The organism is Erythrobacter sp. KY5, from assembly GCF_003264115.1.
Lineage (GTDB): Bacteria > Pseudomonadota > Alphaproteobacteria > Sphingomonadales > Sphingomonadaceae > Erythrobacter.
Window position 1 is genome coordinate 826173 of the sequence record NZ_CP021912.1, and the last position, 15211, is coordinate 841383.

The following is a 15211-nucleotide window of genomic DNA, read 5'->3' on the forward strand; positions in this document are numbered from 1 at the left end:
ATGCAGATGACCCGCCGCGGCCTTGTGACCGGCGCTGCCGTTGGCGGCGGGCTGCTGGTCGCCTGGTGGTTCCTGCCGCGCAACTACGCCAATCCGCTTGAGCCGGCGGGTGGAGAGCACCTGTTCGGCGCGTGGATCAAGATCGCCGAGGATGGCGTCGTCTCGGTCGCGGTGCCGCAGCTTGAGATGGGGCAGGGGATCACAACGCTGGTCCCGCAGATCGTCGCGCAGGAACTGGGCGCGGACTGGCGGCAGGTCGCGGTGGAGCCTGCGCCGGTTGCCTCGGCCTATCCCAATATCCCGCTGGCAGAGCGCTGGGCGCATATGTGGGACCCGGTGTCCGTTGGCCTGACGGACACGACCGACGCCATGCTTGCGCGCCGCTTTGCGCGGGCCGAACGTTTTACCGCGACCGCCGATGGCACCGCGCTCGCCGCTTACGAAGCGCCCGCGCGCGAAGCGGCAGCGGCAGCGCGCGCGATGCTGGCCCTCGAAGCGGCGGACCGCTGGAGCGTTGCGTGGGAAGAATGTCAGGTCGTCAATGGCATCGTGTCGCATGGTGACAAGGCCGCGACCTTTGGCGAACTGGCCGCAGGAGCCGCCGACCAGTCCGCGCCTGACCCCCCGCCGCTGCGCCCCGAAGCGCCCAGCGACAATCCACCGCCCGCCAGCCTGCCCGATGATGTCACCGCGATCCCGCAATTTGCGCGCATCGACCTGCCATCCAAGATCGACGGCTCGTTCCGCTTTGCCGGGGATGTGCGCCTGCCCGGCATGGTTTACGCCGCGATCCGCCACGGGCCCAACACCGGCAGCGAGCTCACCGGTTTCAACGAAGCGGCTGCCCAAGGCATCAGCGGCATTGTGGGCGCGGTGCGGCACAAGCGCTGGCTCGCCGTGGCCGCGACAACATGGTGGAGCGCGAACGAGGCGCTCGATGCGATGGCTCCGCAGTTCACCGTCAGCTTCCCCGTCGACAGCGCCGACATAGAAGCGCGGATCGACACGCTGCTGCGATCGGGCGACAGCTATCTCGTCGCGCAAACCGGCTTTGGCGAAGAAGGCATGAGCCGTGTCGACACCGCGCGCCGCTATGATATCGAGCCTGCGCATGCCGCCCCGGTCGAAACCGCAAGCGCGGCGGCGCGCTGGTCGGGTGGGCGGCTGGAGCTCTGGATCGCGAGCCAGGCACCCGAGCAGGCGCTCAAGGCTGCGGCGAAAGCGGTCGGCATTTCGTCAGAGGATGTGGCGCTTTACCCCATGCCTGCAGGCGGTAGCTTCGATGCCCGGCTCGAACACGAACACGCCATAGAAATCGCGCATATCGCCAAGGAGCTTGGCCGACCGGTGCAACTGACATGGCCACGCCGCGACGAACTGATCCGTTCGCGCCCGCGCGCGCCGGCAGGCGTCCTGATCGGGGCGCAGCTTGCCGAGGGAGGGCAGGGTTCAATCGACGCAATGCAGGTCCGGGTGGCATGCCAGCCCGCCAGCCACGAATTTGGCCGCCGCCTGTTCGGCAATCTCATCCCTTCCGCCGCCATCCGCGAAACGACGGGTATGAAGGATGAACTCGCGCTTGAAGGGGCAGTGCCACCTTACGATGTGCCGAGCGTGAGCGTCCATCACGTGCCCGTTGAGACAGGCTATCCCGCAGGACGCGTTCGCGGCAATTCGCACCAGGTGAGCGCTTTTGCGATCGAGAGCTTCATCGACGAGATCGCGGCGCAGAACAATCGCGAGCCGCTGTCTTATCGCATGGCGATGCTTGGCGGCGATATCCGGCTTGCCGCCTGCCTGCAGCGCGCCGCCTCGATGGCCGAATGGGATGGCGGTGTGGACCAGAGCGGTCAGGGCCTCGCCTGCTACCGTATCGGCAACGCCGAGACAGGCGGACGCATCGCCTGTGTCGCGACCGCCCGGCGCCAAGAAGGCGGGGTGCGGGTCACGCGGCTGTCGGCTGCGGTCGACATCGGGCGGATCGTCAATCTCGACATTGCCCGCCAGCAGATCGAGGGAGGCCTCATGTTCGGGCTCGGCATTGCGCTTGGCAATGCGCTGCGCATGCGCGGCGGTCTGCCAGCCAGCTTCGACTATGCCGATCTGGGCCTGCCCCGCCTTGCCGATACGCCCGAGATCGAGGTCGATTTCCTTCCCAGCGAGGCGGCGCCTGCCGATCCGGGCGAACTGGGCACGGTGGTGGCCCCGCCGGCGATTGCCAATGCACTGTTTTCCGCTACAGGGTTGCGCCTGAGGCGACTGCCCCTACTTTCAAGCGGACTGTAAAATACTGACACCATGGCGTGCGGGATCGCGTCTGCCTTTCACAGGCTGGACGAGAACGTATATGGGCTCGGCACGAGAATTAAGGCGATACCCGCAACACATGACCTGGCAAAAACAGCACCTTCCCAACGACCACCCGCCTGTTTCGAGCGGCTCGATCGGCGTGCTGCTGGTCAATCTGGGCACGCCAGACGGGCCTGATCCGGGATCGGTTAAGCGCTATCTGAAGCAATTCCTGTCCGACCGCCGCGTGATCGAAATCCCCGCAATCGCGTGGCAACCGATCCTGCGCGGCATCATTCTGAATACGCGGCCCCAGAAAAGCTCCGAGGCCTATTCCAAGATCTGGACCGATCGCGGCTCGCCATTGGCCGATATCACCGCCCGTCAGGCGGAAGCGATTGCCGATGATCTGGGCGAAAAGGTAATCGTCGATTACGCGATGCGTTACGGCCAGCCTTCCATTGAAAAGCGCATCGGGGAGCTGACGCAGAAGGGCTGCGACCGCATCCTGATCGCGCCGATGTACCCCCAATATTGCGCGGCCACGACCGCGACCGTGTTCGACGAAGTGGCCCGCGTGCTGCGCGAAATGCGCTGGCAGCCCGCCTTGCGCTTCCTGCCGCCTTATCACGACGATGACCTTTACCTCACCGCGCTGGCCGACGATCTGACGCGGCAGGTGGGTGCCTTGTCGTTCAAGCCGCAAACCATGCTCTTGAGCTTCCACGGCATGCCTCAGCGCACCCTTGAACGCGGCGATCCCTATCACTGCCACTGCCACAAGAGCGCACGCCTGCTGCGCGAACGCCTGGAAATTCGCCCCGAATTTGAAGGGGTGGAGTTCAAGACCACGTTTCAGTCGCGCTTCGGCCCTGCACAATGGCTTGAGCCTGCAACCGACGACACGCTGATCGAAGAGGGCGAGAGGGGCACCAAGCGCCTTGTCGTTGCCGCACCGGGCTTCGCTGCCGATTGTGTCGAAACGTTGGAAGAACTCGCTCTTGAAGGGCGCGACGAATTTCTGGAGGCAGGCGGCGAGGAATATGCCGTGCTCGATTGCCTGAATGTCTCGCAATCTGGCGTTGCGATGCTCGATGCGATGATAAGGCGCGAATTGTCGGGCTGGATCTAGCAAGCGGCCCCAATTCAGTCGAATGGGCGGATTGGTCCTATCTGGTTAAGTGTGTGGCTATTTACACTGTGGTAAGTAGCACATAGCATACCGACCAACCCAGCCAGCCCAATTCCGGAGCCGCCACTCATGGCATCGCTTGCAAAGACACCTGACGACAACACCAATACCGACGCCCCGAGCGGCGAAACAATGCCGGCACACTGGTCCGAAGGTGTGCCCGAAGATTCTGCCCTCGACCACATTCCGGGCGAAAAAGGCTGGCCGCTGGTCGGCAACACTTTCCGCACGCTTGCCGATCCGCACGCTTTCACCAGCTACATGATCGAAAACTACGGCAAGGTGTACAAGACCCACGCCTTTGGCGGCTGGAACGTCGCGCTGATCGGGGCCGAGGCGAACGAACTTGTCCTGTTCAACAAGGACAAGATCTTTTCATCGGAACAAGGTTGGGGCCCGGTCCTTGACCAGCTGTTTCCGCGCGGGCTGATGCTGCTCGATTTCGATCACCACAGGATCGACCGGCGCGCGCTTTCCATCGCGTTCAAGCCGGGTCCGATGCGCCATTATGCGGGCTCTTTGAATTCGGGCATTTCGCGCGAAGTCGCCAAGTGGGAAGGGGAGATGAAGTTCTACCCCGCAATCAAGTCGCTCACCCTCGACCTTGCAGCCGACAGCTTCCTCGGCATTCCGTGGGGGCCAGAGGCTGACGCGATCAACACTGCCTTTGTCGACATGGTGCAGGCAAGCGTCGCGCCTGTGCGCAGCCCACTGCCCTTCACCAAGATGAAAAAGGGCGTCGATGGCCGCAAATTCATGGTCGAATTCCTCACTGCCGAAACGATCAGGCGGCGCAAGGAAGGCGGCGGGCAGGACATGTTCAGCCAGTTCGCAACCGCGACCCGCGAAGATGGCGAGTTGCTGCCCGTGGACGAAGTGGTCGATCACATGAGCTTCCTGCTGATGGCCGCACATGACACGATCACGTCGTCGGCGACCTCGCTGATCTATTATCTCGCGATCAATCCCGAATGGCAGGAAAAGCTGCGTGAAGAGATTATCGCGGTAACCAGCGGCCCCGACGGCGAAGGCAATCCGCGTCCGCTCGACTACGACGATCTGGGCAAGCTTGAGCTTACCGACATGGCCTTCAAGGAAGCCTTGCGTATGATGCCGCCCGTTCCCTCGATGCCGCGCCGTGCGCTCAAGAGCTTCGAGTTCGGCGGCTATCGCATCCCGGCGGGCGCGCATGTCGGGATCAACATTTACTGGACGCATTATTCGGACGAATACTGGGACGATCCGCAGACCTTCGACCCCATGCGCTTCACGCCTGACAAGGTGAAGGCGCGGCACAAATATGCGTGGGTGCCCTTTGGCGGCGGCGCGCATATGTGTCTTGGCCTGCACTTTGCCTATATGCAGGTGAAAGTGCTGATGGCGCAGCTGCTGCAACGCTACCGCATCGAAGCGCCCGAAGGTTACGCGCCCGACTGGCAGGCCTGGCCAATCCCGCAGCCCAAGGACGGGCTGAAGGTGACGTTCAAGCCGCTGTGACGGTTCAGCTTTCGTGCAGCGAATGCGGCGCAAATCTGCTCGCATGACAGCGCGAAACCGATTCTTCGCCATGGGCGCCGCCTGTGTCGCAGCCGCGGCTGCGGCGGCAACATCCGTCAGCGCGCAGAATCTGCCTGAGATCGGCGAAGGGCAATGCTTTTACGCCGACCGCTACGCCCCGCTCCTTGCTGAAGGCGTGTTCTTCGTAGATTGCGATTCCGTTCGCATTGAGCGCGCGGGCGATAATGTCGTATTTCGCTTCATCGACACCGGCCGCAGGTTTGCTGTGGAGTTTCGAACACAACCGGAAGGTGAGAGGTGGAAAATCCTCGAAACCCGTCAGCAGGATCGCCGTTGGCGTCCAGCGATCGGGATGTGCGAGTTGTTTCGCCGCGACGGCGAAATCAGCGTGGTAACCTGTGTAACTATGAGAGGCGTCGTTCGATACGCAGCGAATTTCGAGGTGGGAAGAGGTGTCAGCTCCCGCTCTCAGCCGGAACTTCGACCGTAAGTCGCGCAGATCGATAAATCAGAAGTCCCAGGCGATGCCGTTTTTCTCCCAATCGCCATAGCGGGTCGGAGAAATCTCGCGCGGTTCGTCCTTCATCGGGTCGACCGCCTTGGGCTCTGGCACAGGATCGTTGGTCCAGTGCGCGGGCTTCTGGAAGTCTTTTGCGGGTTGGGATTTCTCTTTGGTCATACGCCTATAGATACGCACAAGCTGGCGCATGGTTTCAAGTCCCGTTAGGGCGGCGTCCATGGCAACACCCACCGGAATTCACGCGCGCCGCGCTGCGCTCAAGATGCTCGACGCTGTTCTGCGCCGGGGAGAGACGCTGGAACAGGCCGCGCCCGGCGCGCTTCGCGATGTGCGCGACGCCAACGATCAGGCGCTTGCCCGTGCGATTGCGGGGGAGGCGTTGCGATGGCTGACCGATCTTGACGCGCTGATCGACAGCGCGACGCGGCAGAGGCTCCCGGACGATGCCAAACCGCGCAGCGTGCTGCGCCTGATGCTCGCTCAGGCGCTGAGGCTCGAGACGCCGCCACATGCGGTGATCGCGACCGGCCTGCCGCTTTTGTCGGGCGGTCCGAGGAGGCTCGCGCATGGGGTGTTCTCGACCCTGATGAAGCGCGAGGCGGCGCTGCCTGACGTGCCCACGCTGCCAGCCGATGTGCGCGAACGGTGGGGCGACATGGCAGACGAGATCGCGCGTGGTCTGGCCCACCCGCCCGAGGTGGACCTGCACATAAAGGACGCCTCGCAAACGGCGCAGTGGCAGGCGAAGCTGGGCGGCGAGAGCCTTGCACCCGGCCATGTCCGCATCCCGCGCGGCAGCCGGATCGAGAGCCTCGAAGGGTTCAAGGACGGTGCGTGGTGGGTGCAGGATCTGGCCGCAATGATCCCTTCGATGGTGATCGGTAAGGGGAAGGGCCACGCGCTCGACCTGTGCGCTGCGCCCGGCGGCAAGACCATGGCGCTCGCAAGCGCGGGCTGGGACGTAACCGCGCTCGACATATCGAAGCGGCGGCTGGGCACTCTCAAGGAAAACCTCAAGCGCACCGGCCTTGCAGCCTCGCCCGTGCGGGCCGATGCGCTTCAATGGGAGCCGAAGCACCATTTCGATGCGATCCTGCTCGATGCGCCCTGCACCGCTACGGGTACCTGTCGCCGCCACCCCGATGTGCTCCACCGCATCGGCAAGCGCCAGATTGCCGAGATGGTCGAGATCCAGCACAACCTTTTGAGCCGCGCGGCTCAGTGGCTCAAACCGGGCGGCACGCTTGTCTATGCGGTCTGCTCGCTCGAACCCGAAGAGGGCGAGGAGCAGGCGGCATGGATCAATGCGCAGCTGGGCCTTGAGCCTGTGCCGGTCACTGAAGGCGAACTTCCAGCAGGCCTCATGCCCACGCCGCAAGGCCATGTTCGAACGCATCCCGGAATGCTCGGTGAGAAAGGCGGGCTGGACGGGTTTTTCGTGGCGCGCTGGCGCAGGCCGATATCAGAGCACGCATAACGAAAGGAACACCGTGTCCCAGCGAAATGTCCTTATTTACAAAGACCCATTCACGCCGCCCGTCAGAAGCGTCACCTTGTCGCTGGATGAGAACGATCGCTTGCGCCTCTACACGCTCGACGTAGGAGCATCGGTCGAGGCGGCCTGGGGCAGCAGCGATTACGAATTCTGGCTCGATATCGAAGCCCCGCAATTGCCGGCCCTTCACGCCGCGCTCCTTGCCGATAGCGGCGGGGAGGCGAAGTCCCATGACGAGGGGACGGACGACACCATCGCAGAGCGCTGTTTCGATATCCTCGTCAAACGCTACACCGGCGAAGCGCGCGCAACAGATGGGCTCCACGAATTCTGCAAGGCCAACGCGATCAAGTGTCGCTGGTCGCGCTGGGTCTGACTGGCGCGAAAGAGCTTTCATCGCGCCGCGCGCTGTGCGAACCCATCGGTTGAGGGGGAGGCCGTCTTCATGTGGCGCATCATCGGTCCCGCGCTGCTCTTTTCCGGGGCCGCCATCGGGACATCGCACCTGATTCAATCGACGCGTGCGGGCGCGGTTTACGGGCTGGGCCTGATGGGCGTGATCGCGCTCGCCTGTATCCTCAAATATCCCGCCTTCCGCTTCGGGGTTGATTACGGCCACGCGGCGCGCCGGTCGCTTGTCCACGGCTATCGCGAACTCGGCCTGTGGGCGCCGATTGTCTTTGCGTGTTTCGCGATCCTCGTGGTGCCGGTGATCTATGCAGCGCTCGCGTCGGCAACGGCAGGCATCGCAATTGCCGTTTTCGGCTTCGACATCGCCGTGCCGCTGCTCGCGCTTATCGTGCTTTCAGCAGCGGGGGCGGTGTTGCTGATCGGCGGGTATGACTGGCTAGACCTCATCAACCGCGTGCTTGTCGCGTTTCTGGTGGTCTCGACGCTGCTCGTTACCGCTTTCGTGCTGCCACGGGTGGATTGGAGCACGATCGGCGCGCTGGGCTGGGTCAGCGATCCGGGCGCTATCCTGTTCGTGGTCGCGCTTGCCGGGTTCATGCCCAATCCGCTCGACGTGTCGGTGACGACCTCGATGTGGATCGCCGAGGCTGAAAGCCGCGAGGACAAGGACCACCAGTCAGGCCTGGCCGATGCGCGGCGCGCTTTCGCGTCGGGTTACATCATGACGGCATTTCTGGCGCTGTGCTTTTGCGTGATCGGAGCGGGCGTGATGCATGCAGATGGCATCGCGCCCGAAACCAGCGCACCCGGCTTCGCGCAGCAGATCATCGCGCTTTATTCAAGCACGCTCGGCGAAAGCGCCGCTCTGCTTGCTTCGGTTGCTGCATTGTCGGTGATGACGACGACGGTTCTGGCCGCGCTCGACATTGGAGGGCGTCACGTGGCGTCGGTGTGGCAGCAGACCGTGGGCACGCAGACCGAGGCGCAGTTCACGCATGTTTACCGGATCGCGATCCCGCTGCTGATCGCCTTTACGGCGGCGGTTCTTTACGCTTTCACCAGCAGCTTTACCGCCATGCTCGACCTTGCGACCAGCGCGGCTTTCGTCGGCGCGCCGGTGATCGCGAGCCTGAACCACCTCGTTGTCACGCGCTGTTCGATGCCGGAGGAGGCGCGCCCTTCGAACGCGTTTCGCGCGCTCAACCTGTTCGCGATTGCCGTGATGACCAGCCTTGCGATCGCCTACTTCGTGCTGTGAGCGCTGTTACCAGCGCAAGGTGATCTCGGCGCAGGTCCGGTCCATCTGCTCAAGCTCAAACGTGATCGCGCGTTCTGCATCTTCGTGAATGTTGAGCCTTAGCGGCGTTCCCAGCTCGACATAGCGCCGGAGCGTCATCTCGCCGCTCGTGTCGATATCTGTGCGACCCTTGATCAGGAAAAGCGCCTGGCGTGCGATCTCGTGGAAATGGGTTGAATTCACATGGTCGCCCGAGCCGCCGATCACCGGATTGCCGGGAGGAAAACCGTTCTGCGGCGTGACCAGCGCCTCGACATAGTCTGAACCCGTCGCGAAAGGTGCGACGAGCACGCGTTCGTGCCGTGTTAGGCCCAACGCCTGACGCTCCGCATAGACGAAATCATTCTGTGGCGCGGCCTTGCGCGCCTCTTCCTTGGAGCCTTCTCGCCATTTCTCGAAATTGCGGTTGCGAAACACGACACCGCGCCCGCGAATGGTAACGATGACCGCACCGGCTGCGTTGAACAGCACGACGTCGTAAGAGGGATTGTCCGAGCTTTCATCGCGGGTGTAGACGCCGCGCACCGCGTGTCCGCCCGATTGATCGCCCAGATCCCAATCGATCCAGGTCAGCGCGCTCCACTGCGTCGCCTCAAGCCCTGAAAGCGCGACCGAAGCGCCCACGGCCGTCCAGAATGCCTGTGTCTGTATCACCACGGGGTGATGCGGAGGCAGGGTCAGCCAGGGCAGCCTTTGCGTGTCCAGCGAACAGTCGAAAGCGACCGAGCCGTCATCCGTGATGACTTGCCCGGTCGCATACGGATTGTTTGTGTAGTCGGGCATCGCGCTCCCCTCTTTCCGGGCGATCCCGATGGCTGGCTGTTTACGCCTTGACCTTGTTCTGGAAACTCTTGCGCAGTTTCATCAGCTTGGAAGGGATCACGGCAAGACAGTAAGGATTGCGCTGGCCTTCGCCTTCCCAATATTCCTGGTGGTAATCCTCTGCCGGATACCAGGTCGCGGTCTGGGTATCGCCCTCAAGCCCCTCGATCGTGGTCACGGCCATCTTGCCGTTCGAAGCATTCCAGCGCCCGATTGCTGCCTTGGCTTCTTCGCCCTGCTTTGCCGAAAGCGGGAAGATCGCGCTGCGGTATTGCGTGCCGACATCGCCGCCCTGCCGGTTAAGCTGGGTCGGGTCATGCGTGCCGAGAAACATGTCGTAAATCTCGGGCAGACTGGTCACGGTCGGATCGAACGTCACCCGGATGCCTTCGGCGTGGCCGGTATTGCCGGTGCAGACCTGCTTGTAGGTAGGGTTCTCGACGCTGCCGCCGATATAGCCGCTTTCGACCTCGCTTACCCCTACGACATCGCGGAACACCGCTTCGGTGCACCAGAAACATCCGCCTGCAATGATCGCTTGTTCCATGTCTATTCAGTCTCCTTTTCGACAAACGACATAGGAAGGCCGACCGGTATTGCCAGTGGCGAGCGCTCATTCAACCAGATGTCTTGTCATCGCGGGCTTCCCGCGTCAGGAGTCGTGCCACGACACTGGAGAAAGAGGACTCGCCGCCATGAATATCAAATTGCTTGCTCCGCTCGCAGCTCTCGCTGCTGGAACTGCCCTTGTCAGCTTTACCGCGCCGGTTGCTGCTGAAGCCCATATGGATGCCGCCGCACCCTCGCTTGAAGAGGTGCTGGCGCATGAACGCCGCGACGATGATCGCGCGCGCGATCAATATCGTAACCCGGCCGAAACGCTCGCCTTTTTCGGCGTGGAGCCGACCATGACGGTCGCGGAATATGGTCCGGGCGGCGGCTGGTACACCCGTGTGCTCGCGCCCTACTTGATGCCCGCTGGCCAATATATCGCTTTCAATCAGGACAGCGATGGCCGCACCTACCAAACCCGCGCACAGGAAGCCCGCTCCAAGGGCTGGACCGAGGACTTCAAGTCGAACCTTGCCGAAAGCATGGGCGTTGAAGCGAGCGAAGTGATGGCTTTCGAAACCGACGAAATGCCTGAAGAAGCTGCCGGCACCGTTGACCGCGTGCTGATCTTCCGTTCGATGCACGGGCTCAATATCGGCAATTCGGCTGACGATGTGCTTAAGGCTGCGCGCATGATGCTCAAGGACGATGGCATGGTCGGCGTGGTTCAGCACCGCGCGCCCGAAGGCGCAAGCTATGACGATTACGGCGCACGCCAGCGCGGCTACATGCGCAAGCAGGACGTCGTCGCGATTTTCGAAGCCAACGGGTTCGAACTTGCCGGCGAAAGCGAAATCAACGCCAATCCCAACGATCCCGCCAACTGGGAAGGCGGCGTTTGGACGCTTCCTCCGATCCTTCGTTACGGCGATCAGGACCGCGAACGTTACATGGCGATCGGCGAAAGCGACCGCATGACGCTGTTGTTCCGCAAGGCGGACTGAGCAATCCGCTCGGGGGCGAGCGGACACATCACAGAACAGGGAGAGGAAAGATGATGACCTCGACGAAGGGCGCTGTGCGCCATTGGACCATCGCGGCTGCCAGCGTGCTTGCACTGGCGGCTTGCGCGCCCGGTGAACAGGCGCCGAGCGATGACGAACCGGCAGCCAACGTGATCGATGATGAGGTGTTGGCTGAAGTCCTCGCGCATGAACGCCGCGCCGATGACGCAAAGCGCGATGAATTTCGCAATCCGGGCGAAACGCTCGCCTTCTTCGGGCTGGCACCGGATCAGACCGTGATCGAATACGCGCCGGGCGGCGGCTGGTACACGCGCATCCTTGCGCCGTACCTTGCCGAGGAAGGCCAATATATCGCGGTTGGCTTTGCACCCGAAGGTATCGATTCTCTGGGAGCCGACTTTCAAGCGCGGGTTCGCGAAGGGGGCGAGAACTTCTCCGCCGAACAGTCCGAGGCGCTCGGCATCGAGGCTGAGAAGCTGCCGTTCCATTTCGGGGATTCGATCCCTGACGAACTTGATGGCACGGTCGATACGGTCCTTATCATCCGCATGATGCACAACCTGCTGCGCTGGGGGATCGCGGAAAGCGAGATCGCTGCGCTTCGCGATACGCTGAAGCCCGGCGGCGTGATCGGCGTCGTGCAACACCGCGCCAAGCCCGATGCGGCAGACGAATTCGCGGACGGCAATGCTGGCTACCTGAAAGAAGCAGACCTGGTCGATTTCTTCTCCGAAAACGGTTTTGAACTGGTCGACAGCTCGGAAATCAACGCGAACCCCGCCGACACCGCCGATCACGAGGCAGGCGTGTGGACGCTGCCGCCGACCTATGCGCTCGGCGATCAGGACCGCGACAAGTACACCGCCATCGGCGAAAGCGACAGGATGACGCTGCTTTTCAGGAAAGCTGAATAGGCAGTCGCAGAAGGATGCAAGAGTTGGCAAGCTCGGGCGATCGCACATATGCGAATTTCTACCGGATCGCGGCAATCGCATCCGCGCTGTCAGCCGTCACCACTCTCATCCTGATCTTTGCGCCGCGCTTTTATCCGCCGATGGACGGTCTGGCGGATGTGATGGCGCTCGTTGAGAACCCGGCTTACAGATTGCGCGCCTGGGTCTACCTGCTGCACCCGTTTCTCGTGATGACGGCAGCAGTCGGACTGGTCGCGGCAATCTGGACTTCGCAGCGCGTGCTTGCTTGTCTGGGGCTGGCCGGTTTTGGCCTCTGGGCAGCAACCGAGGCGGCTCAGCAGTGTCTCACACTTTTCGCCTATGACCGCTGGAGGCTGGCATGGCTGGCGGGCGATGAGGCGATCCGGGCGACGATGGAGGTGCGCAAGGCGATCTATGACGGCCTTTGGGATGCCGCCTACGTGCTTTTGATCATCGGGTTTTTCATCGGCAATCTTGCGCTTGCCGCGGCGTATGCAAAAGGCAAGCGAGCGGAGAAAGTCGTCGCGCTTTTTCTGCTGCTCGCCAGTCTCCTGACCTTGACCATAATCATCACCGAATTCGGCGGTCCCGCTCTTCTCCCTCCATCGCTGGCCCCGTGGATCTATCCTGCCGTTCAGCCGCTCGGACGCCTGATCATCGGGGTTTGGCTGTGGCATTTTGCATCACGGGCGGTTTCCGGCCGCGCTTTTTCGAACGCGAGGATTTGAAGACAGGGGCGGCGGCTGATGCCTCCTGATCGCGCGTTCAATCCCGGTTCACGTTGAAAAACCACCATATCCTTCCATCGGCGAGTGTCTCGCCAATGGAAGGATACAATCATGAATTCGATCAAGCTTGCCGGCGCATCGGCGCTCGCCTTTGCGCTTGCTGCCTGCGGTTCATCTACGGGCGACCCGCGCGGGGTGGACCGCGCTGAAACGCTTCTATCGGTGAGCGCCACGGGCGAAGCCGACATGCGCCCCGACGAAGCGCGCTTTCAGGCGGGCGTCCAGAACTGGGCGAGCAACGCCGAGCGAGCGAGCGAGGAAACGCAGGATGACATCGACCAGATCGTCGCCGCGCTGCTCGAACTCGGGATCGAGGAAAAGGACATCCAGACCAGCGCGGTCAATGTCGAGCGGATCAATTATGGCGACCGGCGCGGGCAGTTCCAAGCTTACAACACGCTGAGCGTGCGGGTGCGCGACGTTGACCTTGCAGGGCAGGCGGTCACCGCTGTCACGGGCGTTGGCGCGAATATCGTCTCCGGCCCCGAACTGCGTATCTCCGATGTCGAGGCGGCGGCGAACACGGCCTACGCCAATGCCTATGCCAACGCCCGCAAACGCGCCGAAGCCTATGCCGAGGCTGCCGACATGGAAATCTCGCGCGTGCTCTACATCCGCGATGCGGGAGGATCGCAGGGCGGGCGTTATCTTGGCGGCGCAATGGCGACCGCGATGGACGCTGCCGCTTATGCGCCGCCTCCGCCGGTCGCTCCGCCTCCGCCCATGTCGATCCGCCCCGAATCTGCCGTGCAGACGAGCAATCGCTCCACGATCATGCCGGGCCAGACGACCAGCAGCGTGAGCGTGCAAGTGGACTTCGCCTTGCGGGAGAAGTAAGCGCTACGCCCCATGAACACACTCACCGTCGCAGCCCTCCAGCTCGAGCTTCAACGCGAGGAAGAGAGCGAAAACATCGCCGCCGTCGCCGCGCTGGTCGAAGAGGCCGCGCAGCGCGGTGCAAAGCTGGTCCTGCCGCCCGAACTGTTTTCCGGCCCCTATTTCTGCCGCGAGGAAGACGAGGCGCTGTTCGCGCTGGCAAAACCCACTGCCGAGCACCCGAGCGTCATCGCGATGCGCGAGCTTGCGGCGCGTTTGAAGGTGGCAATCCCGACCAGTTTCTTTGAGCGTGACGGGCATCACCATTATAACACGCTCGCCATGATCGGCCCCGACGGCGAGGTGATGGGGACTTATCGCAAGAGCCACATTCCCGACGGTCCCGGTTACGAGGAAAAGTACTATTTCCGTCCCGGCAATGACGGCTTCAAGGTCTGGAACGTGCCGGGCGATCAGGGGCAGACTGTGAGCATCGGCGTCGGCATCTGCTGGGATCAATGGTATCCTGAATGCGCGCGGGTCATGGCGCTCAAAGGAGCAGAAATGCTGCTCTATCCCACCGCCATCGGATCAGAGCCATACGACGCCGACCTCGACACAAGCCGCATGTGGCGTCGCGCGATGATCGGGCACGCGGTTTCGAACTGCATGCCGGTCATCGCCTCGAACCGTATCGGCGCAGAAGGGCCTACGGGAGAGCAGAGATTCTACGGCCATTCCTTCATCAGCGACGAGTGGGGCGATCTGGTCGAGGAGTTCGGTGCGGCTGAAAGTGGGGTTCTGGTCGCAACGCTCGACCTGGCACGCTCGGCCACGCACCGGGCCGGCATGGGCTTTTTCCGCGACCGCCGCCCGCAACTGTACGGCCGCATCGCGGAAGACATTTGAGCCGAACACTCACGTGAGCAGCACCTTTCTCGTCGCGCTGGGATCCAATCGGCGGCACCATCTCTACGGACTGCCTCGCGACGTCGTGCATGCGGCGATGGAGGAGCTTTCGGCTCTGGGCACAGTGACGGCGCGCTCGCCGGTCATCTCGTCCGCTCCCATGGGTGCTGCTCGTCGGCGTTTCGCAAACGCAGCAGCGCTTATTGAGAGCGAGTACGATCCCGAATCGATGCTGGCAGGGCTAAAATGGCTCGAAAGCGAGTTTGGGCGGCGCGGATCGCGGCGTTGGGGCGACCGCGTGCTGGACCTCGATATCGTGCTTTGGAGCGGCGGCGTGTGGCGCAGCCGCGCTCTCACTATCCCGCATCAAAGCTTTCGCGAGCGCGGCTTTGTCCTGACCCCTGCAAGCGCGATCGCACCCGATTGGCGCGATCCGGTTTCGGGCCAAAATGTGCGACAGTTGAAAGCCCGCTTGACCCGCAAGGCTACCCTGCCTAGGTGAGCGCTCCGACGCGCGCCGAGCGATCCAATAGGCACAGCCCGCGCGCGACCCCGTGGGGGCCCTTAGCTCAGTCGGTAGAGCAACTGACTTTTAATCAGTAGGTCGCTGGTTCGAACCCAGCAGGGCTCACCATATTATCC

Annotated in this window: 16 protein-coding genes and 1 tRNA gene; 14 read left to right on the forward strand and 3 right to left on the reverse strand. The window is 62.7% G+C overall.

Features of this window, described 5'->3' with window-relative positions; all coding sequences use genetic code 11:
* The 4 genes from CD351_RS04065 to CD351_RS15670 all read left to right on the forward strand — a co-directional run bounded on the left by CD351_RS04065 (window position 1) and on the right by CD351_RS15670 (window position 5489).
* Window positions 1-2286: a xanthine dehydrogenase family protein molybdopterin-binding subunit gene (locus CD351_RS04065; RefSeq protein WP_111991429.1), complete on the forward strand. Its 2286-nt coding sequence runs from the start codon at window positions 1-3 to the stop codon at window positions 2284-2286.
* A gap of 100 nt (window positions 2287-2386) precedes the next feature.
* On the forward strand, window positions 2387-3421 hold the full coding sequence (hemH, locus tag CD351_RS04070; RefSeq protein WP_111991430.1) for a ferrochelatase: 1035 nt from the start codon (window positions 2387-2389) through the stop codon (window positions 3419-3421).
* A gap of 129 nt (window positions 3422-3550) precedes the next feature.
* Window positions 3551-4978 (forward strand): cytochrome P450, encoded by a 1428-nt coding sequence (locus CD351_RS04075; protein ID WP_111991431.1) that lies wholly within the window; start codon window positions 3551-3553, stop codon window positions 4976-4978.
* A 43-nt stretch (window positions 4979-5021) separates the two neighbouring features.
* Entirely contained in the window at window positions 5022-5489 is a 468-nt protein-coding gene (locus CD351_RS15670; RefSeq protein WP_162627595.1) for a hypothetical protein, read from the forward strand.
* 18 nt (window positions 5490-5507) lie between these two features.
* Here CD351_RS15670 and CD351_RS04085 read toward each other — a convergent pair whose 3' ends face one another.
* Entirely contained in the window at window positions 5508-5738 is a 231-nt protein-coding gene (locus CD351_RS04085) for a DUF1674 domain-containing protein (protein ID WP_369880781.1), read from the reverse strand.
* Here CD351_RS04085 and CD351_RS04090 point away from each other — a divergent pair.
* From CD351_RS04090 to CD351_RS04100, 3 genes are all read left to right on the forward strand, one after another.
* Window positions 5737-6996, forward strand: coding sequence for an RsmB/NOP family class I SAM-dependent RNA methyltransferase (locus CD351_RS04090; RefSeq protein ID WP_111991433.1), 1260 nt, complete (start codon window positions 5737-5739; stop codon window positions 6994-6996). The genes CD351_RS04085 and CD351_RS04090 overlap by 2 nt on opposite strands.
* Window positions 6997-7009: 13 nt before the next feature.
* On the forward strand, window positions 7010-7390 hold the full coding sequence (locus CD351_RS04095; protein WP_162627596.1) for a hypothetical protein: 381 nt from the start codon (window positions 7010-7012) through the stop codon (window positions 7388-7390).
* Between the two features lie 69 nt (window positions 7391-7459).
* Window positions 7460-8683, forward strand: coding sequence for an NRAMP family divalent metal transporter (locus tag CD351_RS04100; protein WP_111991435.1), 1224 nt, complete (start codon window positions 7460-7462; stop codon window positions 8681-8683).
* Window positions 8684-8689: 6 nt separating this feature from the next.
* Here the strand turns inward: CD351_RS04100 and CD351_RS04105 are convergent, their stop codons facing one another.
* Entirely contained in the window at window positions 8690-9505 is an 816-nt protein-coding gene (locus CD351_RS04105) for a hypothetical protein (protein ID WP_111991436.1), read from the reverse strand.
* 40 nt (window positions 9506-9545) lie between these two features.
* Window positions 9546-10091 carry a peptide-methionine (S)-S-oxide reductase MsrA gene (gene msrA / locus CD351_RS04110; protein WP_111991437.1) on the reverse strand — a complete coding sequence of 182 codons (546 nt, stop codon included), beginning with the start codon at window positions 10089-10091 and terminating at the stop codon, window positions 9546-9548.
* 148 nt (window positions 10092-10239) lie between these two features.
* On the opposite strand from msrA, the gene CD351_RS04115 reads away from it, so the two are divergent.
* From CD351_RS04115 to CD351_RS04145, 7 genes are all read left to right on the forward strand, one after another.
* Entirely contained in the window at window positions 10240-11100 is an 861-nt protein-coding gene (locus CD351_RS04115; RefSeq protein ID WP_111991438.1) for a class I SAM-dependent methyltransferase, read from the forward strand.
* 50 nt (window positions 11101-11150) lie between these two features.
* Window positions 11151-12035 (forward strand): class I SAM-dependent methyltransferase, encoded by an 885-nt coding sequence (locus tag CD351_RS04120; RefSeq protein ID WP_111991439.1) that lies wholly within the window; start codon window positions 11151-11153, stop codon window positions 12033-12035.
* A gap of 23 nt (window positions 12036-12058) precedes the next feature.
* On the forward strand, window positions 12059-12784 hold the full coding sequence (locus tag CD351_RS04125) for a hypothetical protein (RefSeq protein ID WP_162627597.1): 726 nt from the start codon (window positions 12059-12061) through the stop codon (window positions 12782-12784).
* A 111-nt stretch (window positions 12785-12895) separates the two neighbouring features.
* Window positions 12896-13681, forward strand: a complete 786-nt coding sequence (locus CD351_RS04130; protein WP_111991441.1) for an SIMPL domain-containing protein — start codon at window positions 12896-12898, stop codon at window positions 13679-13681.
* A gap of 12 nt (window positions 13682-13693) precedes the next feature.
* A complete protein-coding gene (gene aguB / locus CD351_RS04135) occupies window positions 13694-14569 on the forward strand; it encodes an N-carbamoylputrescine amidase (protein WP_111991442.1) in 876 nt (291 codons plus the stop codon).
* Window positions 14570-14582: 13 nt separating this feature from the next.
* Window positions 14583-15071, forward strand: a complete 489-nt coding sequence (gene folK, locus CD351_RS04140; RefSeq protein ID WP_111991443.1) for a 2-amino-4-hydroxy-6-hydroxymethyldihydropteridine diphosphokinase — start codon at window positions 14583-14585, stop codon at window positions 15069-15071.
* A 56-nt stretch (window positions 15072-15127) separates the two neighbouring features.
* A tRNA-Lys gene (locus tag CD351_RS04145) sits at window positions 15128-15203 on the forward strand.
* Window positions 15204-15211 lie beyond the last annotated feature (8 nt).

Coding starts and splice junctions, on each gene's coding strand:
- CD351_RS04130 (WP_111991441.1), top strand. CDS start 12,896: ATGAATTCGATCAAGCTTGCCGGCGCATCGGCGCTCGCCTTTGCGCTT.
- CD351_RS04100 (WP_111991435.1), top strand. CDS start 7,460: ATGTGGCGCATCATCGGTCCCGCGCTGCTCTTTTCCGGGGCCGCCATC.
- CD351_RS04065 (WP_111991429.1), top strand. CDS start 1: ATGCAGATGACCCGCCGCGGCCTTGTGACCGGCGCTGCCGTTGGCGGC.
- CD351_RS04115 (WP_111991438.1), top strand. CDS start 10,240: ATGAATATCAAATTGCTTGCTCCGCTCGCAGCTCTCGCTGCTGGAACT.
- CD351_RS15670 (WP_162627595.1), top strand. CDS start 5,022: ATGACAGCGCGAAACCGATTCTTCGCCATGGGCGCCGCCTGTGTCGCA.
- aguB (WP_111991442.1), top strand. CDS start 13,694: ATGAACACACTCACCGTCGCAGCCCTCCAGCTCGAGCTTCAACGCGAG.
- CD351_RS04105 (WP_111991436.1), bottom strand. CDS start 9,505: ATGCCCGACTACACAAACAATCCGTATGCGACCGGGCAAGTCATCACG.
- hemH (WP_111991430.1), top strand. CDS start 2,387: ATGACCTGGCAAAAACAGCACCTTCCCAACGACCACCCGCCTGTTTCG.
- msrA (WP_111991437.1), bottom strand. CDS start 10,091: ATGGAACAAGCGATCATTGCAGGCGGATGTTTCTGGTGCACCGAAGCG.
- CD351_RS04120 (WP_111991439.1), top strand. CDS start 11,151: ATGATGACCTCGACGAAGGGCGCTGTGCGCCATTGGACCATCGCGGCT.
- CD351_RS04090 (WP_111991433.1), top strand. CDS start 5,737: ATGGCAACACCCACCGGAATTCACGCGCGCCGCGCTGCGCTCAAGATG.
- CD351_RS04075 (WP_111991431.1), top strand. CDS start 3,551: ATGGCATCGCTTGCAAAGACACCTGACGACAACACCAATACCGACGCC.
- CD351_RS04085 (WP_369880781.1), bottom strand. CDS start 5,738: ATGGACGCCGCCCTAACGGGACTTGAAACCATGCGCCAGCTTGTGCGT.